The sequence below is a fragment of the Acinetobacter sp. YH12064 genome, assembly GCF_013419735.1.
Taxonomy (GTDB): Bacteria; Pseudomonadota; Gammaproteobacteria; order Pseudomonadales; family Moraxellaceae; genus Acinetobacter; species Acinetobacter amyesii.
Window position 1 is genome coordinate 194,394 of sequence record NZ_VOZP01000003.1, and the last position, 23,007, is coordinate 217,400.

A 23,007-nucleotide genomic window follows, 5' to 3' on the forward strand; every position below is an offset into this window, starting at 1 on the left:
GATGATTAGTTTAGAATTTTTACTCGCTTCAGCCATTGGCTTACTGACCGCAACAGGGGTATACCTGATTTTGCGGGCACGTACCTTTCCTGTCGTGCTGGGTTTAGCCATGATTGGCTATGCTGTGAACTTATTTTTATTTGTCATGGGACGTATTCATGTCAACGCACCGGCTGTGTTAACGGAAACAACCAAAGCGACCGATCCTTTACCACAAGCCTTGGTCCTAACCGCCATTGTGATTGGCTTTGCGACCACTGCGTTTATCGTACAATTGGCTCTGCGTAGCCGCTATGAAACCGGAACAGATCATGTGGACTCCAAAGAAGAAATACCGCAAATTGACCCGCGGGAGGATGAGCCATAATGCATGATTTCATCCAATTTTGGACTACCCACAGCCCGATTTTCAGTATTTTAATTCCTGCAATTACTGCATTTATTTTAGTCCTGTTGGGCAACCCCGGCTCTGGCTCGTTGGCACATGACTGGCGACAACCTTGGCGTCGTGGAATCAGCTATGTTTCTGGTATCCTTGGGCTGATCACATCTATCAGTTATTTGATGATCGCCAGCTCTGGCCAAGTCTTGGTTTATAACCTGAGTGAATGGGCTGCACCGTTTGGTATTGTCTTAGTTCTAGATCGACTCTCAGCATTCATGTTGGTGCTGACTTATGGTCTTGCTGTGCCAGTGATGTGGTTTGCCAGCAAAGAATGGGATGAGCGTGGTCGTTATTTCCATGCCATGTGCCATTTCTTACTGATGGGTTTGTGTGGTGCGTTCCTAACAGGCGATTTATTTAACCTATTTGTCTTCTTTGAAATCCTGTTGATGGCATCGTACGTTTTGCTCTTACACGGCCAAGGCAAAGCACGTTTTCAATTGGGTATTCATTACGTCACCATTAACCTATTTGCCTCTGCCCTCTTCCTGATTGGACTCGGGATGATTTATGGCAGTGTAGGTAGCTTAAATATGGCAGATGTTGCACGACTTATGCCTTTGCTTGAAGCGGATCAACATCGTATTGCTGTAGCTGGTGCATTGTTACTGTTTACCGTCTTTGGCATCAAGGCAGCAATGCTGCCTGTAGGGTTCTGGTTACCAAAGACCTATGCTGTGGCAACCACTCCCGTTGCAGCCTTGTTCACCATTATGACCAAGGTCGGCATCTATGCCATTCTCCGTGTTAATGGCACTGTGTTTGACGATGGGATTAGCCGTGAAATCTTACAACAGTGGCTGTTACCGATTGGCTTAGTAACCTCGCTCTATGGTGCCTATGGTGCTATCGGAACGGATCGTTTACGTCGTTTTGTCGGTTTTATGATTTTGTCTTCTATCGGCACAATATTGGTTTCGATTTCACTCTTTAATACGGATGCATGGGCTGCAGGACTTTATTACCTGATTCACAGTACCATTATTGGTGCAGCTTTTTATATTCTATCGGGTTGGATTACCTCACAACGCGGCGAATTTAAAGATCATTTTAAAATTGCGCCCCGCATGAAACAGCATAATACCGTTGCTGTCTGCTATTTCATCATTGCGTTGATGATGGCTGGTCTACCACCCTTTAGCGGCTTTTTGGGTAAAGTATTTATCTTACAAGCCACGGCCAATTCACCTTACCAAATCATGATTATTTTAATTGTTTTGTTGGTGAGTTTACTCAGTATCATGGCATTTACCCGCGTTGGTTTTGTACTTTTCTGGCGTTCATCTCCTCCAGAAGATGATAGTGATACTGAAGAATATCAACGCTATCAGGCTTTGCCGAATAAGGCTCCGCTACGCAATGACAAGACCATTTATCTACTATTAACAGCGCTTGTGGGATATATGGTCTTTGCTGCACCAATCTATGACTATACCTACAAAACTGCGCAGCAAATTCAAGACAACCCATTATATGAATCGTTGCTATTGAAAAAGGATAAAGAAGGTCAAATTATCAGTGTTCAACCTTATGATCCTGAAAATTTACCTGAAACCAAATATGGTGGCGAATCAGCGGATCCAAATGCACACCTCATCCCTGCATTGATTGCGCCTGAAACCCTAAATGGCGAACATATTTCTGAATATAAGCAACGCCAAATTCAGGGACAGCAACAAGAAGAAAAATTGCCTGAAGAGACCCAGCTGAAACCAATGGAGGTGCCTTAACATGGCGACAATATCTTTATTTAATCGCTGGTTTCCGCATCCATTGGTATCAGTCATGGTTGGTCTGAGCTGGGTGATGTTAGCGCACAGTTTAGATGCGGCCACACTATGCATGGCCTTGGTTTTAGCCATTGTTATTCCGCGAATGGTTCGCCCTTTTATTGATCGAACACCGAATATCAACTGGCTGGCAGCATGTAAATTATTCTTTGTGGTGTTATGGGATATTATTGTCAGTAATATCCATGTTGCAAAACTCGTCCTTGGTCCGACACATAAATTGCATCCGAAATGGTTCCGTGTTCCTCTCGATACACAGCATGAAGAAGTCAATTCTCTGCTTGCGATGATCATCACCACGACACCCGGTACGGTGTCTGCCGGAATTGACCAAGACCGTGGTGATATTTTGGTTCATGCGCTGAGCACGGATGATCCTGAAGCAGAAATTCAAACCATTAAAGAGCGCTATGAGCGCCCTCTCATCCTTATTTTTGGCGCTGATACAGGAGAGTCTGCATGACAATTTTACCTTATGCGCTTGGCATTTGTTTAGTTGCAGTGACGATCTCAATGTTACTGTGCCTCATCCGCTTGGTGATGGGACCTTCAGTTGTGGACCGACTACTTGCTTTAGATACTTTGTTCTTAAATGCCACCTGCTTAATCGTCATTTTAGGTATTTATTGGGCAAGTACATCAATGTTTGAAGGGGCTTTATTGGTTGCCATGCTGGGGTTTGTATCTACAGCTGCTTTAGCACGCTATTTCACCACTGGACATGTCATCGACTAGGAGTCCTTTAATATGCAATTAGTCATGGAAATTTTGGTCTCGATTTTTTTGGTGATTGGTGCTTTCTTCATGTTGGTCGGGGGTATTGGTATGGTTCGCCTACCCGACTTATTTATGCGTCTACACGCACCGACTAAATCAAGCACCTTAGGTTTAGGAAGTTTTCTAATTGCTGCAATTATTTATGCAGCATTTCAAGGCCGTTTTGGATTTGCAGAAATCCTGATCACGCTTTTTGCTTTTATCACTGCACCGGTTTCTGCAAACCTCATGGCACAAGCGGCGTTACATTTACGACTGCGCTCGATGAGTGGTGATGCACCAGAAGCTCTGAATCGCCCTCTTCCTTGGCAGCGAACTCGGCGCCGTGCATTTCACTCTAAACGCCATTCAAAACCGGAGGATCTGGATTAAATCTAGATCCAGTTTTGATTATCCCTTATAGCCCAAAAGTCTTTAATTTTCATCCATAATTTCTCAATTACATTCCCTTGAGCCATATATTGCAAACGTTTTTGGTTATAAGGTGTTTTTTTTAAACCATACTGCCTAGCTAAATCAATCAGTAAGTTAGTCTCAAAACTACTTTGAAAATTGTTATACCAGCCAGGCTGATTCTGGCTCATCTCAAGATTCGCCAATTCATAAAACAGCTGTGCCATCACGGCATCCTGTCTTGAAACAAAATTCTTCCGCTCACTGATTTGTAAGCTGACCTGTTCTCGTATGGCATCGTATTCCGCTGTTGTGGGTTTCCGCTGATCCTTCCAATGTCCATCAGGAACATAGCCTGTTACATAATATACATTCAACAATAGATATTCATGAAAATATTTTGCTGTCGCACTTTTTCTTTGGCTGTTAAAATATTCAGATGAATCCATTCACTGCCAAGATGTATCGATGGATCACGCTTCATACCTTCTGCAATCCAATTTTTGGCCAGTTTAATATTGCCGATCAACTCATAAGCTGTGCCTAAATTCACTGCCGTCTTCGGTAAACTTGGATGCTCAATTTCCAATTGCACGTAAAACTTTAATGGCTAAATCGTAACGGCCTGCGTAGATCTGATGTACGGCATAATCATTTTCTGCCTGATAGTCTATTGGGCTAGGATGCCTTGATACAAAGTTATTCAATTTCTCGTCATGATGTTCTTCGCGTTGATTTTCTTTTTGTGAATCAGATGTATAAAAATCTTCTACATAGGTATTTAAACATGCCCAACTTGGCATAGTAATAAATAATGCGCTACTCAAAAGGATTATTTTTTTCAATTCATTATTTTACAGATTGGCGGATTAAATATCATGTTCGACCTGTCTTTCATTGGCATATTATAATTTTAAAGTGATTGAGTTTTTAAATTACCGTTATTCAAACATAAAAAAGCCACCCAAAGGTGGCTTTTTTCATTCAGCAAACTGAATTATTCATCATCTTTTTTTGCTTCGTCAGTAGGAGGTAAGTCCTTGACTGCTTCCGCAATTAGACCAAACATATAGTTGCCATAAGCATTTGTTTTGTCGTAATGGAAACGCAAACGTGGCGTAATACGTGTTTTGATACGACGGCTTAGTTCATGACGCAAGAAACCAGATGCTTTATTCAAGACATCTAAAGTCTCTTTATTTGCGGCTTCACTTTGCTCATCGCCTAGCTCACGACCCATTACAGTCACATAAACTTCGGCATATCCTAAGTCTGGGCTCACCTTCACGGCAGAGATGGTCACGAGACCACCTAAGCGTGGATCTTTCAGCTCCTGACGGATCAGTTCTGACAACTCACGTTGTACTGTATCCGCCATACGCTTCAGACGTTGACTACCCGCCATTAAAGACTCCGTTTAATTAATTGAACATCGTACACTTCAATCTTATCTTGTGCTTTGATGTCTTTATAGCCTTTCACCGCAAGACCACATTCCATACCGGCACGAACTTCTTCAACCACATCTTTGTAGCGACGAAGAGATTCAAGCTCGCCTTGGAATACCACCACGTCATCACGTAATACGCGAATCGGTTTATTACGGTGTAATGTACCTTCAAGTACCATACAACCTGCAGCAGCACCGAATTTACTTGAGTGGAACACTTCACGTACTTCAGCAACACCCAGAATTGTTTCACGGTGTTCAGGCGCCAATTTACCGCTCATCGCATCTTTCACATCATCAATTAATTGATAGATGATCGAGTAGTAACGAATGTCGATACCATCAGCATCAGCTTTTTGACGTGCAGTATTATCAGCACGTACGTTAAAGCCGAGAAGAACCGCTTCTGAAGATTCAGCAAGTGTTACGTCAGACTCAGTGATCGCACCAACACCTGAACCAATAATACGTACTTTTACTTCATCAGTTGCAAGTTCAGCAAGTGCAACGTGTAATGCTTCCAAAGTACCACGTACGTCTGTTTTCAATACCACGTTGACAATAGGCACATCTTTCTTGCCCATAGACGCCATGATATTTTCAAGACGCATCGCAGATTGACGCTCAAGACGTTTTTGACGTTCACGATCCATACGCGCATCAGCAACTTCACGTGCTTTTTTCTCGTCATTTACAACAAGAACTTCATCACCCGCCATTGGCGCTTCTGGTAGACCCAAGATTTCCACAGGAATCGAAGGACCAGCAGATTTAATACGTTGACCATTTTCATCTGTCATCGCACGTACACGACCGTATGACGAACCTGCAAGAACAAGGTCACCCACTTTCAATGTACCGTTTTGAACAAGAATCGATGTTACCGCACCACGCCCTTTGTCTACACGTGCTTCAATTACAACACCTTGTGCTGCACCCTCTTCAGATGCTTTAAGCTCAAGAAGTTCGGCTTGAATTGAGATCAAGTCAAGAAGTTCGTCGATACCTGCACCGGTGTGCGCAGAAACCATTGCCACTGGAACGTCACCGCCCCATTGCTCAGGTACAATTTCTTTCGTCGTCAACTCATTCAATACGCGATCTGGATCAGCAGACTCTTTATCCATTTTGTTGATAGCAACAATAATTGGCGTACCTGCTGCACGTGCATGGTCAATCGCTTCCGCAGTTTGTGGCATAACACCATCATCTGCTGCAACAACCAAAACTACGATATCTGTAGATTTCGCACCACGTGAACGCATTGCAGTAAATGCTGCGTGTCCCGGTGTATCTAAGAAAGTAATAATACCTTTTTCAGTTTTCACATGGTAAGCACCAATATGCTGTGTGATACCACCTGCTTCACCTGCAGCCACTTTAGAGCGACGAATACGGTCAAGAAGTGATGTTTTACCATGGTCAACGTGACCCATAATTGTCACAACTGGCGGACGAGTGGTTTGGACACCACGCGCTTCTTCAGCTGCTTCAAGTAAGTTGTCTTCTGCTTGTGTATCCGAAACAAGTACTGGATTGTGACCCATTTCTTCAACAACAAGTGCTGCAATTTCTTGATCAATCGCTTGGTTTTGAGTAACCAATTCGCCCATTTTCATGAGTGATTTGATAACTTCGCGAACTTTAACCGCCATTTTCGCAGCCAAGTCAGCAACAACAATTGTTTCACCAATTTCAACATCATAAACTTGTTTTTTAACTGGTTTTTCAAAGCCATGCTTGTTCGCTTGACTTGTTTTCAAACCACGTTTATGTGAGTTATCACGGAAAGATTGCTCTTCGCCACGACGACCACCTTTTTTAGGTGAACGTGAATTGTTGGTATTGGTACCACGTTTAATTTCACGGTCTTCTTTCGCAAATGAATCTTCATATGCCTGACCTACAAGGCCGGCAGCAAGCGGAGAATCATCTACAACACGAATGGTCGCAGTAGTGTCTTCGTTAGAATACTTAGACGCCATTTGACGCATTTGCTCAAGCGTACGTTGTTGCGCTTCTTCAGCAGCTTTACGACGCGCCGCTTCTTCTACAGCTTTCAATTGTGCTGCTTGAGCTTCACGTGCTTTTTTCTGTTCTAGAGTTTCAACAGGTTTTGTAATTGGCTTGTTGTTTGACTTACGTTTTACAACAACCGCAGCTTTCGGTGTTTCTTGCTTCGCATGTTCTTGCTTCGCAGCAGCGCGCATTGCTTCTAAAGCTTGTTTCGCTTTAGATACTGGTTGTTGCTTCGGTTCTTCAGCTTTCGCTTCAACCTTAGGTTCCTGTTTACGTGCTTGTTGGTCAGCTTGTGCTTTCGCTAATGCTTCAGCTTTAATTTGCTCAGGATCCGGTTTAACAAATGTATGTTTCTTACGAACTTCTACATTAATCGTTTTTGCCTTGCCCGATGTACTCGCCACTTTAGCAGTACTGGTAGTTTTACGTTTCAACGTGATTTGTCCTGCATTGCCCGCATCCTGACCATGAACTTTTTTCAAATGGTTAACGAGGGCATTTTGTTGTTCAGTGGAGATAATATCGTCAGGTTTAGTTTGTGGTAAACCCGCATCACGAACCTGTTCCAGTAGCTTCTCAACTGGACGACCCACGCTGAGAGCTAACTCCTTAATCGACTTGTCCGTCATATATTACCTCCTAGTTAAACCATGATTCGCGCGCTTTCATAATAAGTTGACCTGCTTTTTCAGCACCTAAACCTTCGATATCAGAGATATCGTCAGTGGCTTGATCTGCAAGATCATCTACAGTTACCACACCGCGAGCGGCAAGCGCATATGCGATTTCTTTAGTCACGCCTTCCATTGCAGCAAGCTCTTCGCTTGGCTCTTGGATGTTTTCTTGTTGCTTCAATGCATCAGCCAATGCGATTTCTTTTGCACGACCTTGTAGCATTTCAACAGTTTCAGCATCAAGTTCGATCTCATCGAATGTTTCCGCAGGAACATACGCGATTTCTTCTAATGATGTGAAACCCATTTCAACTAACGCCATCGCTAAGTCTTCATCAATATCTAGACGTGTAACAAACATATCTAAATATTGTTGCGCTTCGTTTTGTTGGCGTGCGTGATATTCTTCTTCAAGCATCATATTGAGCTTGTAACCAGTCAATTCAGATGCTAAGCGTACGTTTTGACCTTGAGAGCCAATTGCACGTGCTAACTGATCACTCGTTGCAAAAATAATATCTGCAGTACGTTCTTCTTCATCAATCACGATACCTGATACATCAGCAGGCTCTAGAGCACTTGCAATGTACTGTGCCGCGTCATCAGACCAAACGACTACATCAATACGCTCACCATTTAACTCTGATTGAACTGCTTGGATACGTGTACCACGCATACCAATACATGCACCTACAGGATCAATACGGTGATCGTTTGTTTTCACAGCGATTTTAGCACGAACGCCAGGTTGGCGTGCAGCAGCCTTAATCTCAATGATTTCTTCAGCAATTTCAGGAATTTCTTTCTTCATCAATGCAATAAGCATTTCTGGTTTAGAACGAGAAAGTAATAACTGAGCACCACGGCCTTCACGGTTTACGTTAAACAAAATCGCGTTTACACGTTGTTTAGGACGTAGAATTTCTTTAGCGATCATTTCTTCACGCGCAAGATATGCTTCTGCATTGTCACCTAAATCAATGATAAAGCCATCTTTGGTTTGTTTTTTCACTTCACCGTAGATGAGTTCACCAACTTTAGATTCGTAAGCATCTGCAATTAGCGCTCGCTCTGCTTCACGAATTTTTTGAACAATCACTTGTTTCGCAATTTGTGCCGCAATACGACCAAAATCAATCGATTCAACTTCAAGTTCACGGATATCCCCAATTGCCCATTTTGCAGGATCTACATCAGAGATCGCATCTTGGCATGCTGGCATTTCGTGATCTTCGTCGGCAACCACTTCCCATTGACGGAAAGTACGGTAATCACCAGTACGACGGTCGATTTCTACACGTAGACGAGCTTCTTCCGAGTGAGTTCCCTCGTAGAATTTCTTCTTAGTCGCTGCAACTAAAGCTTGTTCAAGCGCTTCAAAAATTGCATCACGACTTACACCTTTTTCGTTACTAACCGTTTCTACTACGGTAAGAATTTCACGAGCCATAAGTCACCTATTCGTTCAGATTCTTATTTATTAAATTAATCTTGGAAAACCAGATTTGCTTTATCAATATTGTGGCTGTCAATATCCAACACTTGTTGCTTTTCAACTTCAACCTGAATCATTTCGTTCTCAAGGTCTACGTTAACAAGTTTGGCTTGGAATTTACGACGATTATCTACAGCACTGATCAAACGCAAAGCGACTTGCTGACCAATGTATGCCGTCATTTGTTCCAATTTAAAGAACTGACGATCCCAACCTGGAGATGACACTTCCAATGCATATTCGCCTGAAATTGGATCATGTACATCCAACATCGCACCCACTTGCTGAGTGACACGAACACAGTCCTGCACGCCGATACCACGGCCTTGCTCAACTTCGCCATCTTCATTGATGACAGGTTCTGCATTTTCATCAACTTCACGGTCGATATAAATACGTAACAGTGAACGTTTTCCTTGAGGTTGGAAATCAACCCCCCAAAGTTCTACATCACATGCTTGCACCGCTGGGGCAATTAAGTCCTGAAGTGCTTGAGTTTTATTTGATAGCTTCATTTACTCTCGTCAAATTTGTGCGATTCGATGGTCGAAATGACCACTACAGACCAATACGAAACTATAGTAGTAGTGAAACATGACGGTTTGACCAAAATACTGTCGACACTACACGATAGCCAATAAAAAAGGGCGTAAATCGCCCCATTATTACACAGAAAACCATAGTCCACTGTGCAAAAAGGCCCACCTAGTTGTGAGCCTCTTTTAGAAACTTGGTAGCGGGAGCTGGATTTGAACCAACGACCTTCGGGTTATGAGCCCGACGAGCTACCAGACTGCTCCATCCCGCATCAACATGCAAAAATTATATACAATTTCTTGGTCATTTTCAATCTAAAACAACCTGAAGAATTGCCCTACTGAGTTGCATCTCAGAGGATTGGTAGCGGGAGCTGGATTTGAACCAACGACCTTCGGGTTATGAGCCCGACGAGCTACCAGACTGCTCCATCCCGCATCAACATCACAATGACTTTCAGATAAACTGCTTATATAGATTGTGTGCTATATAAGATTGGTAGCGGGGGCTGGATTTGAACCAACGACCTTCGGGTTATGAGCCCGACGAGCTACCAGACTGCTCCACCCCGCATCAATATGCAAATAGTTTTCTCAGCTTTAAAAGCTGTCCATTTAAAAGTTTGCATCTTAAAAATAGAATTGATTGGTAGCGGGAGCTGGATTTGAACCAACGACCTTCGGGTTATGAGCCCGACGAGCTACCAGACTGCTCCATCCCGCATCAACAGAGTTTTGCTGCATACACCAACTTATGTTCTGGATTATAAGTTGGTGCGGAAGGGGGGACTTGAACCCCCACGCCCGAAAGCACTACCACCTCAAGGTAGCGTGTCTACCAATTCCACCACCACCGCAGCTGTGACGCATTCTAGTCGCAACACGTCAAAAAAGAAAGTGCTAAATAAATTATTCAGCGCTTTTTGGTGCAGTTGGCGAAGTTTCAGCCGATTTTGCAGGCGCAGTCGGTACTGAAGAAATCGCATTCAGACTATAAGCATCTGTCGTTTGTTTCTTTGCAAACACAGCAAGTGTCAAGCTCGTAACGAAGAACAAAGCCGTTAAAATCGCAGTCAAACGGGTCATAAAGTTACCCGAACCCGATGCACCAAATACAGTTGCAGCACCGCCGCCACCAAAAGATGCACCCGCATCTGCGCCTTTGCCATGCTGAACTAAAATCAGCACGATCATTAAAATCGCTAAGATAATATGTACCACCAGCACAAACGTATGCATGCTGAACTCCTAATTATTTTGTATTTGCAAATGCTTGAGCAATTTTATAAAACGACTCTGCATTTAATGATGCACCACCGACCAGCGCACCATTGATATCCGGACAGGCTGCCAACTCTACTGCATTTTCAGGTTTTACACTACCACCATAAAGAATCGCAGTATGAAGTCCCATTGGGGTGATTTGGCTTAAACCTTCACGAATTTTAGCGTGCATCGCTTGCGCATCTTCAGGTGACGCTGTTTTACCTGTGCCAATAGCCCAAATTGGCTCATAAGCTACCACAATTTGTTTCCACTGCTCTGCTTGTACAACAGCAGCAATATCACATATTTGTTGTAACACAATCTGTTCTGCTTGGCCGCTTTCACGTTGTTCTAAGCTTTCACCCACACAATAAATCACAGTCAAACCTGCGTTTAATGCATTTTTTACTTTTTCATTAATGATATGCGGTTGATCAGCGAATATTTCACGGCGTTCCGAATGACCAATCAGTACAAACTCAACACCATAATCTTTTAATAGCTCTGCACTGAGCTCACCCGTATATGCGCCTGTACCTGCGACGCGAGAAACGTCTTGTGCAACGGTTATGATGTTACGGCTTGCTTGTGCTAATTCATTTTGCACCGTGGTCAAAGCAATAGCTGTTGGTGCAACCCCAATATGGCATGCCGCTTCAGCAATATTTTGTTCATCTAATAATTGCTTAAAATTCTTAAGAAGTGCGCCAGCATCGGCTTGCAATGGGTTCATTTTCCAGTTACCCACTACCCAAGGCGTAATCGTCGAACCCGACATATTTATCCCACATGACAAAGATGAAATCGGGCACATTCTACACGTAATTCATAATTTTGAAGATAAATTTCAACACATTTGCATCTTCGAAGCACACCAGTCATTCCAAGATCTTCACTTTTCTGTAAAAAAATTAAGCAGATTTAAGGACTGGTTCATGCTTTTTACCAATTCTTAGCTAGTGACAACACTTTAAGATATGGTATTTTTGTGCAACAAAAGTATAATTTTGCTATACCAATTATAAACAGACTGAAGCATAGGCAAGTAAAAGCATGACAGCAGTTCAAGGTTCTTCAAGATTTACGGGGTTTATTCGTCGCTTAGTTGACGAAGGGCATCTGTCTGCCGAAAAAATGCAAGCAGCGCTGCAAAATTCAAAAAAGGCTCATCAAGATATCGTGCCGCATTTGATTCAGGAATATCACCTTTCAGCACGCCTGATCGCAGAAACCATCTCGATAGAGTTCGGTGAACCGGTTTTTGATATTTCAACTTATGATACGTCTTTAATTATACGTGATGAATTTGAAGATAAACTCATTACCAAGCATCGCATTTTGCCTATTTTTAAACATGGCAATTTATTATTCGTTGCGATCAGTAATCCCACCAATATTGAAGCAGTGGATGCCATTCGATTTGGTAGTAAGCTGAATACTGAAACAATTATTGTTGAACATGACAAACTTGAAAAGTTAATTGAACAGAACTTTTCTGAAGAAAGTACTTTTGACTTTGATGATGACTTTGATCTTGATTTAGAACAGGAAACTATTGATCCAGCGAAAGAAGATGAAGATGAGGCAACGGGGGATGAAGCTCCGATTGTTAAATACATCAATAAGCTGCTAGTCGACGCAATTCGTATGGGTGCATCTGACTTACACTTCGAACCCTACGAAAAAACCTATCGCGTCCGCTACCGTGTCGATGGCGTGTTAAGAACAATTACAAATCCGCCCTTGCAGCTCGCTACTCGACTCGCTTCACGTTTAAAAGTCATGTCACAAATGGACATCTCGGAAAAGCGTATACCTCAAGACGGTCGTATCAAGTTAAAGCTTTCAAAGAACAAAGCTATCGACTTCCGTGTGAACTCTTTACCGACATTGTTTGGTGAAAAACTTGTTCTACGTATCCTTGATCCATCTAGTGCGATGCTAGGGATTGATGCGTTGGGTTATGAACCGGATCAAAAAGAACTGTTCATGCAGGCTTTAGAAAAACCACAAGGCATGCTACTCATTACCGGTCCAACGGGTTCCGGTAAAACCGTATCTCTATATACAGGTTTAAATATTCTCAACCGTGAAGATACCAATATTTCAACGGCCGAAGACCCTGTGGAAATTAACTTAGAAGGGATCAATCAGGTCAACGTAAATAATAAAGTCGGCCTCACCTTCTCTGCAGCCTTAAAATCATTCTTACGTCAAGACCCTGATATTGTGATGGTCGGTGAGATTCGAGATTTAGAAACGGCTGAAATTGCAATTAAAGCGGCTCAAACAGGTCACATGGTGATGTCTACACTGCACACCAATAGTGCACCTGAAACACTGACACGCTTACGCAATATGGGCGTGCCTTCATTTAACATCGCGACATCCGTAAACCTTGTCATTGCGCAGCGACTTGCACGACGCTTATGTTCACAATGTAAAGAAACAGTAGACGTACCAAAACAAAGTCTATTGGAGCTTGGTTTTACCGAAGATGATTTAAATACACCAGAATTCCAAATATACCAGCCTGTGGGTTGTGCCGAATGCCGTGAAGGCTATAAAGGTCGTGTGGGTATTTACGAAGTCATGAAAGTGACACCTGAAATTTCAAGAATTATTATGGAAGACGGCAATGCCTTACAAATTGCCGAAGCTTCAAATCAAGCAGGTTTTAACAATTTACGCCGTTCAGGCTTAATTAAGGTCATGCAGGGGGTGACTTCACTTCAAGAAGTCAATCGTGTGACCAGTGAGTAAGTGAATTAGTATTTAAAAATAAGGATAAATTCATGGCTGTAAAAAAAGCGCAGATGATGCCAACCTTCAGTTATGAAGGCGTGGATCGCAAAGGGGCGAAAATCAAAGGGGAAATGCCTTCGCGTAATATGGCTTTAGCCAAAGTTACTTTACGTAAGCAAGGCATCACCATTAAAACCATTCGAGAAAAACGCAAAAATATTCTCGAAGGCTTGATGAAAAAGAAAGTATCCACTTTGGATATCACGGTATTCACGCGCCAACTTGCAACCATGATGAAAGCTGGTGTACCGCTCGTTCAAGGATTCGAAATCGTAGCGGAAGGCTTAGAAAACCCAGCCATGCGTGAAGTAGTCTTGGGGATTAAAGGTGAAGTTGAAGGCGGTAATACCTTTGCCGGTGCGCTGCGAAAATATCCGCAGTATTTCGATAACCTATTTTGCTCCTTGGTTGAATCAGGTGAACAGTCGGGTGCACTTGAAACTATGCTAGACCGTGTTGCAATTTACAAAGAAAAAAGTGAATTGCTTAAGCAAAAAATCAAAAAAGCCATGAAATACCCAGCAGCGGTAATTGTTGTCGCTGTTATTGTGACAATCATTTTGATGGTAAAAGTAGTTCCCGTATTCCAAGACTTGTTTTCATCATTTGGTGCAGACCTACCTGCCTTTACCAAAATGGTAGTGAACATGTCGGAATGGATGCAAAAATATTGGTTCTTCCTCATCATTGGAATTGGCGCTGTGATTGCTGGTTTCATGGAAGCAAAAAAACGTAGCAAAGCTTTCAGAGACTTCTTAGACAAAGCTGCACTCAAAGCACCAATTTTTGGGGATTTGGTTTATAAAGCAATTATTGCCCGCTATAGCCGTACCTTGGCAACCACATTTGCCGCGGGTGTACCCTTAATCGATGCGCTCGAATCAACTGCAGGTGCAACCAACAACGTGGTCTATGAAACAGCAGTCATGAAAATTCGTGAAGATGTGGCGACTGGTCAACAGCTGCAGTTTGCGATGCGTGTCACCGATAAATTCCCATCTATGGCGATTCAAATGGTGGCTATTGGTGAAGAATCCGGTGCCTTGGATGCTATGCTAGACAAAGTGGCAACGCATTATGAAAATGAAGTGGATAATGCCGTAGATGGCTTAACCTCGATGATGGAACCCTTAATTATGGCGGTACTAGGTGTCCTCGTTGGTGGTCTTGTGATTGCAATGTATCTTCCAATCTTCCAAATGGGTTCTGTGGTTTAATGCAAGAATTAATAACATATTTAATTAATACCCCAATTGCGATGTATATCGCAGTTGGGATTTTTAGTCTTTGCATCGGTAGTTTTTTGAATGTGGTAATTTACCGCACACCAAAGATGATGGAACAAGAATGGCGTACGGATTGCCAACTGTTTTTACATCCGGATCAACCGATTATTGACGAAACAAAGATCACACTGAGCACACCTGCTTCAACCTGCCCAAAATGCAAAACGCCCATTCGTTGGTATCAAAACATTCCGGTTATCAGTTGGATCGTTTTACGCGGAAAATGTGGAAGTTGCCAAAATCCAATCAGTAGCCGTTATCCACTGATCGAATTACTCACCATGATCTGTGCGCTGATTGTTGTTGCAGTTTTTGGTCCAACCATCCAGATGCTGTTTGGTTTGGTGCTGACTTATGTATTGATTGCCTTAACATTTATTGACTTTGACACCCAACTTTTACCTGACCGCTATACCCTTCCTTTGGCTGCACTCGGGCTTGGCGTGAATAGCTATGCCATTTATACCTCTGCAACCTCAGCCATTTGGGGGTATATCATCGGGTTCTTATGCCTATGGATTGTTTACTATTTATTTAAAATCATCACTGGCAAAGAAGGTATGGGCTATGGTGACTTTAAGCTTTTAGCTGCCTTGGGTGCGTGGATGGGCCCTTTCCTGCTTCCACTGATTGTATTACTCTCTTCACTGGTGGGTGCAATCATTGGCATTATTTTGCTCAAAGTCCGTAAAGAAAACCAACCTTTTGCATTTGGTCCCTATATTGCCATCGCCGGATGGATCGCCTTTTTATGGGGTGATCAAATTATGAAAATTTATTTGGGTCAGTAAGGTCGTTGTATGACATTTGTCTTGGGTTTAACAGGTGGTATTGGTAGCGGTAAATCTGCTGCAAGCAATTGGTTTGAACTCCAAGGCATTCAAGTCGTCGATGCTGATATCGTTGCTCGCGAGGTTGTCGAACCGGGGCAACCCGCACTGATTCAGATTCAACAACAATTTGGTGATTGGGTTTTACTTGCGAATGGTGAGTTAAATCGGCGTGCATTACGTGAGCATATCTTTAAAGATCCCACAGCACGTCAAACACTTGAAGCCATTACCCATCCTGCAATACGCCAGTCCATTATCCAACAATTAAACGAAGCCACTAGCCCCTATGTCATCTTGGTTTCACCACTGTTATTTGAAACCAATCAACATGAATTGACCAATCACACCTTGCTGATTGATGCCACGGAACAATTGCAAATTCAGCGCGCATCACAGCGCGATGGTCAAAATATCGAACAAATCCAAAAAATTATTCAAGTACAAATGCCAAGACAGGAAAAGCAAAAAATTGCAGATGATGTCGTGCTGAATGATGGTCATTTAGATCATCTTTATGCACAGCTTCGGCCGTTGCATCTCAAGTACTTAGCGCACGCTGAAAAAAGCTAAATAAAAAAGCAGTCTTACTCAGACTGCTTTTTTTGTTGTTCGAGTTGCTGCTCTAGACTGTCCTTTCGTCCCAACCATTTCCACGGTTGAATCGCTCCAATCCCCATCCCGACCAATCCACACACAATTGCAAAACTTAAGGGTTCATTCAGCAGCGGTACCGCTAAAATTGCAGCAATAAAAGGTGCCAAAGTTACGATACTTCCGGCTTTAAATGCACCCAGGCGCTTGATCGCCTCTACATACGTTAAAGTCGCAATAATCACCACAAAAATACCGTGAAAGATAACTTGTCCAATGAGTTGCAATGGCTCTGGGTCAGACCAATGTTTAGGGAAAAATAGTAGATAAATAGGCACGAATACCACGGCAGACCAAACCGCAACCCCCGCCATGGCATGCCAAGCAGAGAGCCTCCATTGCTTAAGCAATACCGTAAATATCCCCCACCAAATGGCACTGATAAAAAATAGCAAATCACCTAAACCAAATGCCACACCAGTCTCGACGTACATTAAATAGCTCATTAAGCTAATGGCAGAGACCATAATCACCACACTGATCCACGTATGCTTATCGATCGGCTGTTTGAAGATCAGAAACGCGGCTATGGCCGTACATAAGGGAATACAACCATTGAGGAAAATTGCAGCATGGGCCGCAGGAGCATAATGAAATGCGCTATAGGCTGTTAAACAATAGGTCACCCCGCCGAGCATGGCGAGGATAAAAGGCTCTTTCTTCCATAAAAAAGCCGTATCTTTTTTATAAATCAAAATTGGCATTAAGATGCAAAATGCCAAAGCAAACCGAAGTGCCGTGATATCCCAAGCACTGATTCCCCAATTGGCGCTTAAACGCGCCGTTAAGGTGAATCCGCCCCAAATACACATGGTAATGAAAACATATAAATAACCTTGCTTTTGGGGAGACATCATCACTTCTATTTCAATTTCAATTTCAATTCATTGTTACGTTGACGACATGCTTCATACAATGCCATACCGGTTGCGACACTGACATTTAAGCTTTGCAAGTTACCAGCCATTGGAATGTAAACAGTTTGATCACATTGCGCCTGCGTAATAGGACGCAAACCTGTATCTTCAGCGCCCATCACCACACATACACCCGTACCAGTGAAGTCAAATTTTTGAATCGGCAACGCTTTTTCATCTAGCATGGTGCCGACCACACGCACGTTAAAATCTTCTTTGATTTGAGCCAATGTACGTGCCAAGTTGGTCACCTGAATAAACTTCACTTTTTCAGCACCACCAGCAGCAACTTTACGAGCTGTTGGGGTAAGTGTCGCTGAACGATCACGCGGTGCAATCACGGCTTCAACGCCCATAGCTGCCGCTGTACGGATACATGCACCAAGGTTATGTGGGTCTGTAATATGATCTAAAGCCAATAGCAACGCATTGGGATTGGCTTGTAATAAAGCCTCTAAATCTTTTTCGTTTAAGACTGGATGGGGGCGTACAGCCGCGACCACACCTTGATGGAACGGTTGTCCCGCAAGTTTTTCCAAACTATCACGGCTAGCTTTTTGAATGCTGACACCAAACGGTTCTGCCAACTCAAAAATACGTTTTAAACGCTGATCATCACGTCCTTTTAACGCAAATAAAGTTAATACGCGTTCTGGCTCAAGTTCCAGTAATGACTCCACTGAATGAACGCCATAATAATATTCCGGTTTCGCCATGAACGACCTCTAATTTGCAAACTTCGAAAACTTTTAAACAGGGTATGATCACCCAGCGCACAGCTTAGGTTATCAAAAAGAAAAATCCTGCAAAGCAAGCTTTACAGGATTTATGCTATGACACATAGTTTAACCGATTTGAGGTTAAAAAACTGTGCCTAAATTGATTGAATTATTAGCCTTCTAAGTGGCACACATAATCCAAGACTTCATCTGTTTCAATTTTAAATCGGCTATTACCTGGCACGTAGAACGATTGACCCGCACGGAATAGTTCGCTTTCTTCGCTATCAGCAATTTGAACACGACATTCACCTGAAATAATTTCCATACGTTCAGGTACATGAGTTTCAAAAGTCAGCGCTTGTTCAGTTGGAAGCAACACACCCAGTGTTTTCTTGGTTCCATCTTCAAATTGCACAGTATGGCTGATGCATAGACCGCCAAAATAAACATTTGATTTTTTGATGACTGATACATGATCAAACTGTGCTGACATGCGTTTTCTCCAGATAAAGCATATTTATAATATTTTGATCGAAGTAGTTTAATTGTGCTGCAAAAACTAATCAATCAGTGTTGAAAATTTTGAGATAGATAATTACAAAAATCTGAGAAGTGGATATGTCCCAATACCATCTCACTATCTTGACATTGAGAATCTAAAACAAACTGTACTTTTGTACAAAATACTTTTTTTATTTCATCCACTAAAGTCCTAGTTAGGGTCTATAGAAACGCTGCAAAATCATTTCACAGATATATACATGGATAATGAATTATATGGATGGATTTAAGAGACCAAATCATGACGTTTTAAGGCAATAACACGTTAGATTAAATACAAGAATACATACACAAACGTGTTTTGTGAGAACTTAGCAAAATGTTGGATGGTTTAAGCTCACGTTATGCAAGATCATTTACTCTTTGCATCACTACACTGCGTGCTTACGGCAGATACGAAACTAATTTCTTATTAAACTGAAATTTAGGATAGAATTATGAGGTTTTTCGTCATCTTAAAATAAAACTTATCTTGTGACTAAAACAAAACTTAATTATCTTTAACTAGAACTTTTCGCAGCTCGGATGCGTTTATGCTGACACATTTAACTCTGATCAATTTTGCATTAGCCGACCATTTAGCCATCGACATTGAACAAGGCTTTAACGTCCTGACGGGTGAAACAGGTGCAGGTAAATCTTTGCTGCTAGACGCACTATCAGCATGTTTAGGTGAACGAACAGACACCAACTATGTGCGCTATGGATCAGACAAAGCCGATGTGACAGCGACCTTTAGCTACCAAGAGCACAGTCCTGAAGCACTGTGGCTCAAAGAACACGAACTAGATGATGAGTCTGGAGAAATTCATTTACGTCGCGTGATTTTTGCAACAGGTCGCAGCAAAGCATGGATTAATGGACGTCCGAGCAGCTTATCTGAGTTAAAAGAAATTGGCCGCTTATTGGTACAACTCTATAGCCAACACAGCCAACAACAACTCTTAGAACCGCCCTATCCAAAACATTGGCTAGATCGCTATTACAATTTTTATCAGCCGGCTCAAGCCGTTCGTGATGCCTATAGCAAGTGGCAAAAGGATATTCGACAGCACCAAGCAGCACTCGATGCCCAAGCCACACGTAAGCAACGGATAGAAACGCTTGAACTTCAATTAGAAGAACTTGAAGACGTTGTGCAAACGGACTACAAAGAAATCGAGCAAGAATTTGACCGTCTCAGTCATCATGAACATATCATGCAGGATTGTAGCTATGGTCTAAATGCCCTCGATGATGCCGAGCAAAATATCAATCAAGAAATGGGCGCGATCATTCGTCGAATTGAATCGCATGCAGGACGTAGTGAACAACTTTCTGAAATTTATACGTCGCTACTGAACGCTCAAAGTGAAATTGAAGATGCCACCGCAAATTTACGTCAGTTTATTGATCGTCAAAGTTTCGATCCTGAACGTATGGACGAATTAAATACCAAACTGGAAGTTTTTCATCGCTTAGCGCGTAAATATCGTACTCAGCCTGAAGACTTAAAAAATGATTATGATGCGTGGCAACTTGAGCTTGAACAATTACATCAGCTTGAGGATCCTGAAACCTTAGCTGAACAAGTGGAAGTGTCTCATCAAGACTTTTTAACCAAAGCACAGCATTTGGATGATATTCGTCGTGAAGCATCTACCCCATTGGCGAAGCAGTTGACTGAACAAGTGAAGCAGCTCGCGCTCCCAGAGGCTCATTTTGAATTTAAATTTGAGCCTCTAGAACAAGCTTCAAGTGAAGGTTTAAGCTTTATTCAGCTGTTATTCACAGCCAACAAAGGGATTCCTGCTCAGCCTCTAGCACGCGTGGCATCGGGGGGTGAATTGTCACGTATCGCCTTAGTCATGCAAGTGATGAATGCTGAAAAAACCGAATCCGAAGTGTTAGTCTTTGATGAAATTGATGTCGGGATCAGTGGCGGAACGGCAGAAATTGTGGGGCGTTTGTTGGCTGATTTGGCGCAGCATGTTCAAATTCTATGTATCACGCATCAAGCGCAAGTTGCAGCACAATCCGATCAGCACTTGTTGGTGAAAAAACGTCAAACGGATCCTGCAAGCAGTACCATTATCGAATTAGAAGAAGATGATCGGATTCAAGAGCTGGCTCGAATGACTGGTGGTGTGGAGATTAGTCAAACGACCTTACAACACGCAAAACAATTACGACAATTAAAGTTTCAGCACAGCTAAATCACCGTAAATGTCTTAAATAAAAAAGCCTTAGTTCACTTTGACTAAGGCTTTTTTTATCACTTGTGATACAACTTCTATTTAATAATGCCTTGATAGACAAAGCCTTTTGAGCCCAAGCTATAGCGTAAATATTTATACTGCGGCTGATGTTGTTGATTGAGTAACATAACATCCACGTGTTTCGGACTGATTTTGAGATATTCATTACCGCTACGACGATCGGTTTCATAATGGCAGTCATAATCTACCGAGATTTGATCTAGTTTCTTTTGCTTAGTTTGAAATACATAAGATTTAAGTAACTGTTTTGGTCCAACTTCAACAGCTCTTAGATGATGTAGTCCGCTGCAATTATCACCTTTATAATAACTCTTCACCAAATATACGGTTTTATTTTGGATGTTGACCGGCAAAATTTGATTGATATAGCCTGAGTCAAATTGATCTAAATGTTGCGTTTTTCCCGTTGCATATTGCACATAGCTGCTCCACTCCCCCATGGTGCCTCCGCCAGACACATCAAAACTATAAAATTTAAGTTTTTTATCTGGTGAATATTGCACATGAACAAAACCTTGCTTTTCAAGTTGCGTAAATCCGTAGTGAAAACTGCTCGGATCTGCCGCAATGACATCCACAATTTCACGTTCTATCGCTTCATTGACCTCATAAAAATTTAAGTTTTTATATTTTTTAATCACCTGAGATTCATGTTTTTGTAAGTCAGCGCTTCCTGCAAAGCCTGAAATAGGTAGGCTTGCACAGAGTGCCATCCCTATTATTTTTGAATAATGTGTCATTGTTTTACCCTCAGTTTATCCTGCTATTTTAAGCAATCTCAGTCATCCATCACGTATATCTTCTCCTCACTTTTGTACTGCTGTTGTTCAAATCACCAATCATCGCTTCACAATTCACCACATTGCAGACCCGCCTGCACGATGAAGATTTTTAGCATGTCCCTCACTGGTCGAGCATGACAAATATTGAATTTGCAGAAAAACTCATTGTTGAAAACTTGTGAGTCTAGTATGTTGATAAATACAACGTTATTCGAATGCAATTCCCCCAAGAATGAAACTTACCCCAATAAGGAGAAGCCATTAGGTGACTAAACAATACCTCACACACCGCTGCCTGATTGCTCCACCCGAAATGAACGATGAATTCTTTGCCAATACGGTGATTTATTTAGCGCGACATGATGAAGATGGCGCTCAAGGCATCATTATTAATCGTCCTTCGGGCTTGCAGATCAAAGAACTATTGAATGATTTAGAAATTGAGGCAGATAATGTGCATCCTCATGAAGTGTTGCAAGGTGGTCCTTTGCGCCCAGAGGCAGGTTTTGTTCTTCATACCGGTCAACCGACATGGCATTCGTCTATTGCTGTAGGTGAAAATGTCTGCATTACCACGTCTAAAGATATTTTAGATGCGATTGCACACAATGAAGGTGTGGGTCGTTATCAGGTGGCTCTAGGCTATGCCAGTTGGGGTAAAAGCCAATTAGAAGAAGAAATTGCTCGGGGTGATTGGCTCATTTGTGACTCAGACATGGATTTAATATTTAACTTACCTTATGACGACCGCTGGGATGCTGCCTATAAAAAAATGGGCGTAGACCGCATGTGGTTATCATCTGAGATTGGACATGCCTGATTTACCACAATATCAAATGATTATGGCCTTTGACTTTGGCACACAAAAAACAGGAATGGCTGTGGGACAAGCCCTGATTGAAAGTGCAAATCCCCTGCCACTCTTTCCCATGAAAGATGGCATTCCCAATTGGGATAATCTACTCAAGATTGTGAAACAGTATCAGCCGGATTTGTTCATCGTGGGTCTACCGCTCAATATGGATGATAGCGAATCTGAACTCTCCACACGTGCGCGTAAATTTGCACGACGCCTTCGCCACCAAACCAATATTGAAACCTTGATGGTCGATGAACGCTTAACGACACGTGAAGCGCGTGATGAATTAGATCATTATCAAGCCCAAGGCCGTGCGAAGAATCTTTCTGCCGACAGCCTTGCTGCAGCATTGTTTATTGAAAGTTGGTATCGAAATCCAGTCGGGCTAAAACCTTAAGCGCTTTCAACAAACAGGCAAATAAAAAAGCATCCGAAAAAGGATGCTTTTTTATGCGCAAGATTGATCACTCGATGCTGCGCAAATGAAA

Annotated in this window: 25 protein-coding genes and 5 tRNA genes; 12 read left to right on the top strand and 18 right to left on the bottom strand. The window is 42.4% G+C overall.

Going from position 1 to position 23,007, the window contains the following annotated elements:
- Position 1 precedes the first annotated feature (1 nt).
- The 5 genes from FTU13_RS04240 to FTU13_RS04260 are packed head-to-tail and all read left to right on the top strand — an operon-like array spanning position 2 to position 3,384.
- Positions 2 to 367, top strand: coding sequence for a Na+/H+ antiporter subunit C (locus FTU13_RS04240; RefSeq protein WP_078189407.1), 366 nt, complete (start codon positions 2 to 4; stop codon positions 365 to 367).
- A complete protein-coding gene (locus tag FTU13_RS04245) occupies positions 367 to 2,175 on the top strand; it encodes a monovalent cation/H+ antiporter subunit D (protein WP_180126949.1) in 1,809 nt (602 codons plus the stop codon). The genes FTU13_RS04240 and FTU13_RS04245 overlap by 1 nt, the downstream gene beginning before the upstream one ends.
- 1 nt (position 2,176) lies before the next feature.
- Positions 2,177 to 2,698: a Na+/H+ antiporter subunit E gene (locus FTU13_RS04250; RefSeq protein WP_078192552.1), complete on the top strand. Its 522-nt coding sequence runs from the start codon at positions 2,177 to 2,179 to the stop codon at positions 2,696 to 2,698.
- Positions 2,695 to 2,970 (top strand): monovalent cation/H+ antiporter subunit F, encoded by a 276-nt coding sequence (locus FTU13_RS04255; RefSeq protein WP_078192553.1) that lies wholly within the window; start codon positions 2,695 to 2,697, stop codon positions 2,968 to 2,970. The genes FTU13_RS04250 and FTU13_RS04255 overlap by 4 nt, the downstream gene beginning before the upstream one ends.
- Positions 2,971 to 2,982: 12 nt before the next feature.
- Complete coding sequence (locus tag FTU13_RS04260) at positions 2,983 to 3,384, top strand: Na+/H+ antiporter subunit G (protein ID WP_111884120.1); 402 nt, start codon at positions 2,983 to 2,985, stop codon at positions 3,382 to 3,384.
- 2 nt (positions 3,385 to 3,386) lie between these two features.
- Here FTU13_RS04260 and FTU13_RS04265 read toward each other — a convergent pair whose 3' ends face one another.
- The 14 genes from FTU13_RS04265 to tpiA all read right to left on the bottom strand — a co-directional run bounded on the left by FTU13_RS04265 (position 3,387) and on the right by tpiA (position 11,623).
- Positions 3,387 to 3,785, bottom strand: a complete 399-nt coding sequence (locus FTU13_RS04265; protein WP_180126951.1) for a hypothetical protein — start codon at positions 3,783 to 3,785, stop codon at positions 3,387 to 3,389.
- On the bottom strand, positions 3,779 to 4,000 hold the full coding sequence (locus tag FTU13_RS04270) for a hypothetical protein (RefSeq protein ID WP_180024267.1): 222 nt from the start codon (positions 3,998 to 4,000) through the stop codon (positions 3,779 to 3,781). Before FTU13_RS04270 ends, FTU13_RS04265 begins: the two co-directional genes overlap by 7 nt.
- On the bottom strand, positions 3,984 to 4,232 hold the full coding sequence (locus tag FTU13_RS04275; RefSeq protein ID WP_180024266.1) for a hypothetical protein: 249 nt from the start codon (positions 4,230 to 4,232) through the stop codon (positions 3,984 to 3,986). Before FTU13_RS04275 ends, FTU13_RS04270 begins: the two co-directional genes overlap by 17 nt.
- A gap of 170 nt (positions 4,233 to 4,402) precedes the next feature.
- The gene (locus FTU13_RS04280; RefSeq protein WP_078189413.1) at positions 4,403 to 4,810 is read right to left on the bottom strand and encodes a ribosome-binding factor A; all 408 of its coding nucleotides are present in this window, start codon (positions 4,808 to 4,810) and stop codon (positions 4,403 to 4,405) included.
- Positions 4,810 to 7,503, bottom strand: a complete 2,694-nt coding sequence (gene infB, locus FTU13_RS04285; protein ID WP_078192557.1) for a translation initiation factor IF-2 — start codon at positions 7,501 to 7,503, stop codon at positions 4,810 to 4,812. Before infB ends, FTU13_RS04280 begins: the two co-directional genes overlap by 1 nt.
- Positions 7,504 to 7,513: 10 nt before the next feature.
- Positions 7,514 to 8,998: a transcription termination factor NusA gene (nusA, locus tag FTU13_RS04290; protein WP_078192558.1), complete on the bottom strand. Its 1,485-nt coding sequence runs from the start codon at positions 8,996 to 8,998 to the stop codon at positions 7,514 to 7,516.
- A 35-nt stretch (positions 8,999 to 9,033) separates the two neighbouring features.
- Positions 9,034 to 9,558: a ribosome maturation factor RimP gene (rimP, locus tag FTU13_RS04295; protein ID WP_180126953.1), complete on the bottom strand. Its 525-nt coding sequence runs from the start codon at positions 9,556 to 9,558 to the stop codon at positions 9,034 to 9,036.
- A 216-nt stretch (positions 9,559 to 9,774) separates the two neighbouring features.
- Positions 9,775 to 9,851 (bottom strand) — tRNA-Met (locus FTU13_RS04300).
- A gap of 90 nt (positions 9,852 to 9,941) precedes the next feature.
- Positions 9,942 to 10,018: transfer RNA gene (locus FTU13_RS04305), tRNA-Met, on the bottom strand.
- 58 nt (positions 10,019 to 10,076) lie between these two features.
- Positions 10,077 to 10,153: transfer RNA gene (locus FTU13_RS04310), tRNA-Met, on the bottom strand.
- A 73-nt stretch (positions 10,154 to 10,226) separates the two neighbouring features.
- Positions 10,227 to 10,303 (bottom strand) — tRNA-Met (locus FTU13_RS04315).
- A 48-nt stretch (positions 10,304 to 10,351) separates the two neighbouring features.
- Positions 10,352 to 10,436: transfer RNA gene (locus FTU13_RS04320), tRNA-Leu, on the bottom strand.
- A gap of 52 nt (positions 10,437 to 10,488) precedes the next feature.
- Positions 10,489 to 10,818 carry a preprotein translocase subunit SecG gene (gene secG / locus FTU13_RS04325; protein ID WP_078192560.1) on the bottom strand — a complete coding sequence of 110 codons (330 nt, stop codon included), beginning with the start codon at positions 10,816 to 10,818 and terminating at the stop codon, positions 10,489 to 10,491.
- Positions 10,819 to 10,831: 13 nt separating this feature from the next.
- On the bottom strand, positions 10,832 to 11,623 hold the full coding sequence (tpiA, locus tag FTU13_RS04330) for a triose-phosphate isomerase (protein ID WP_180084538.1): 792 nt from the start codon (positions 11,621 to 11,623) through the stop codon (positions 10,832 to 10,834).
- Between the two features lie 275 nt (positions 11,624 to 11,898).
- Between tpiA and pilB the strand changes: the two genes are divergently transcribed.
- The 4 genes from pilB to coaE are packed head-to-tail and all read left to right on the top strand — an operon-like array spanning position 11,899 to position 16,339.
- A complete protein-coding gene (gene pilB / locus FTU13_RS04335) occupies positions 11,899 to 13,608 on the top strand; it encodes a type IV-A pilus assembly ATPase PilB (RefSeq protein ID WP_180102319.1) in 1,710 nt (569 codons plus the stop codon).
- 32 nt (positions 13,609 to 13,640) lie between these two features.
- Positions 13,641 to 14,867 (top strand): type II secretion system F family protein, encoded by a 1,227-nt coding sequence (locus FTU13_RS04340; RefSeq protein ID WP_078192563.1) that lies wholly within the window; start codon positions 13,641 to 13,643, stop codon positions 14,865 to 14,867.
- Positions 14,867 to 15,727: an A24 family peptidase gene (locus tag FTU13_RS04345; RefSeq protein ID WP_180039972.1), complete on the top strand. Its 861-nt coding sequence runs from the start codon at positions 14,867 to 14,869 to the stop codon at positions 15,725 to 15,727. The genes FTU13_RS04340 and FTU13_RS04345 overlap by 1 nt, the downstream gene beginning before the upstream one ends.
- Positions 15,728 to 15,736: 9 nt before the next feature.
- Positions 15,737 to 16,339, top strand: coding sequence for a dephospho-CoA kinase (coaE, locus tag FTU13_RS04350; protein ID WP_180126955.1), 603 nt, complete (start codon positions 15,737 to 15,739; stop codon positions 16,337 to 16,339).
- Positions 16,340 to 16,353: 14 nt separating this feature from the next.
- On the opposite strand, the gene FTU13_RS04355 is transcribed toward coaE, so the two are convergent.
- From FTU13_RS04355 to FTU13_RS04365, 3 genes are all read right to left on the bottom strand, one after another.
- Positions 16,354 to 17,274: a DMT family transporter gene (locus FTU13_RS04355; protein ID WP_372491165.1), complete on the bottom strand. Its 921-nt coding sequence runs from the start codon at positions 17,272 to 17,274 to the stop codon at positions 16,354 to 16,356.
- A gap of 8 nt (positions 17,275 to 17,282) precedes the next feature.
- The gene (gene rlmB, locus FTU13_RS04360; protein ID WP_180126957.1) at positions 17,283 to 18,053 is read right to left on the bottom strand and encodes a 23S rRNA (guanosine(2251)-2'-O)-methyltransferase RlmB; all 771 of its coding nucleotides are present in this window, start codon (positions 18,051 to 18,053) and stop codon (positions 17,283 to 17,285) included.
- Positions 18,054 to 18,228: 175 nt separating this feature from the next.
- A complete protein-coding gene (locus tag FTU13_RS04365) occupies positions 18,229 to 18,552 on the bottom strand; it encodes a pyrimidine/purine nucleoside phosphorylase (RefSeq protein WP_067763086.1) in 324 nt (107 codons plus the stop codon).
- A 601-nt stretch (positions 18,553 to 19,153) separates the two neighbouring features.
- Here FTU13_RS04365 and recN point away from each other — a divergent pair.
- Positions 19,154 to 20,815 carry a DNA repair protein RecN gene (gene recN / locus FTU13_RS04370; protein WP_180093130.1) on the top strand — a complete coding sequence of 554 codons (1,662 nt, stop codon included), beginning with the start codon at positions 19,154 to 19,156 and terminating at the stop codon, positions 20,813 to 20,815.
- Between the two features lie 77 nt (positions 20,816 to 20,892).
- Here the strand turns inward: recN and FTU13_RS04375 are convergent, their stop codons facing one another.
- Positions 20,893 to 21,618 carry a hypothetical protein gene (locus tag FTU13_RS04375; protein ID WP_180126959.1) on the bottom strand — a complete coding sequence of 242 codons (726 nt, stop codon included), beginning with the start codon at positions 21,616 to 21,618 and terminating at the stop codon, positions 20,893 to 20,895.
- A gap of 307 nt (positions 21,619 to 21,925) precedes the next feature.
- Between FTU13_RS04375 and FTU13_RS04380 the strand changes: the two genes are divergently transcribed.
- Entirely contained in the window at positions 21,926 to 22,480 is a 555-nt protein-coding gene (locus tag FTU13_RS04380; RefSeq protein ID WP_078189425.1) for a YqgE/AlgH family protein, read from the top strand.
- Positions 22,473 to 22,916 (top strand): Holliday junction resolvase RuvX, encoded by a 444-nt coding sequence (gene ruvX, locus FTU13_RS04385; RefSeq protein WP_078192570.1) that lies wholly within the window; start codon positions 22,473 to 22,475, stop codon positions 22,914 to 22,916. The genes FTU13_RS04380 and ruvX overlap by 8 nt, the downstream gene beginning before the upstream one ends.
- The last annotated feature ends 91 nt before the right edge of the window (positions 22,917 to 23,007 follow it).

Bases quoted from the DNA above. Each gene is read 5' to 3' on its own strand.
- FTU13_RS04240 (WP_078189407.1), top strand. From the start codon at position 2: ATGATTAGTTTAGAATTTTTACTCGCTTCAGCCATTGGCTTACTGACC.
- FTU13_RS04245 (WP_180126949.1), top strand. From the start codon at position 367: ATGCATGATTTCATCCAATTTTGGACTACCCACAGCCCGATTTTCAGT.
- FTU13_RS04250 (WP_078192552.1), top strand. From the start codon at position 2,177: ATGGCGACAATATCTTTATTTAATCGCTGGTTTCCGCATCCATTGGTA.
- FTU13_RS04255 (WP_078192553.1), top strand. From the start codon at position 2,695: ATGACAATTTTACCTTATGCGCTTGGCATTTGTTTAGTTGCAGTGACG.
- FTU13_RS04260 (WP_111884120.1), top strand. From the start codon at position 2,983: ATGCAATTAGTCATGGAAATTTTGGTCTCGATTTTTTTGGTGATTGGT.
- FTU13_RS04280 (WP_078189413.1), bottom strand. From the start codon at position 4,810: ATGGCGGGTAGTCAACGTCTGAAGCGTATGGCGGATACAGTACAACGT.
- infB (WP_078192557.1), bottom strand. From the start codon at position 7,503: ATGACGGACAAGTCGATTAAGGAGTTAGCTCTCAGCGTGGGTCGTCCA.
- nusA (WP_078192558.1), bottom strand. From the start codon at position 8,998: ATGGCTCGTGAAATTCTTACCGTAGTAGAAACGGTTAGTAACGAAAAA.
- rimP (WP_180126953.1), bottom strand. From the start codon at position 9,558: ATGAAGCTATCAAATAAAACTCAAGCACTTCAGGACTTAATTGCCCCA.
- secG (WP_078192560.1), bottom strand. From the start codon at position 10,818: ATGCATACGTTTGTGCTGGTGGTACATATTATCTTAGCGATTTTAATG.
- tpiA (WP_180084538.1), bottom strand. From the start codon at position 11,623: ATGTCGGGTTCGACGATTACGCCTTGGGTAGTGGGTAACTGGAAAATG.
- pilB (WP_180102319.1), top strand. From the start codon at position 11,899: ATGACAGCAGTTCAAGGTTCTTCAAGATTTACGGGGTTTATTCGTCGC.
- FTU13_RS04340 (WP_078192563.1), top strand. From the start codon at position 13,641: ATGGCTGTAAAAAAAGCGCAGATGATGCCAACCTTCAGTTATGAAGGC.
- FTU13_RS04345 (WP_180039972.1), top strand. From the start codon at position 14,867: ATGCAAGAATTAATAACATATTTAATTAATACCCCAATTGCGATGTAT.
- coaE (WP_180126955.1), top strand. From the start codon at position 15,737: ATGACATTTGTCTTGGGTTTAACAGGTGGTATTGGTAGCGGTAAATCT.
- FTU13_RS04355 (WP_372491165.1), bottom strand. From the start codon at position 17,274: ATGTCTCCCCAAAAGCAAGGTTATTTATATGTTTTCATTACCATGTGT.
- rlmB (WP_180126957.1), bottom strand. From the start codon at position 18,053: ATGGCGAAACCGGAATATTATTATGGCGTTCATTCAGTGGAGTCATTA.
- FTU13_RS04365 (WP_067763086.1), bottom strand. From the start codon at position 18,552: ATGTCAGCACAGTTTGATCATGTATCAGTCATCAAAAAATCAAATGTT.
- recN (WP_180093130.1), top strand. From the start codon at position 19,154: ATGCTGACACATTTAACTCTGATCAATTTTGCATTAGCCGACCATTTA.
- FTU13_RS04375 (WP_180126959.1), bottom strand. From the start codon at position 21,618: ATGACACATTATTCAAAAATAATAGGGATGGCACTCTGTGCAAGCCTA.
- ruvX (WP_078192570.1), top strand. From the start codon at position 22,473: ATGCCTGATTTACCACAATATCAAATGATTATGGCCTTTGACTTTGGC.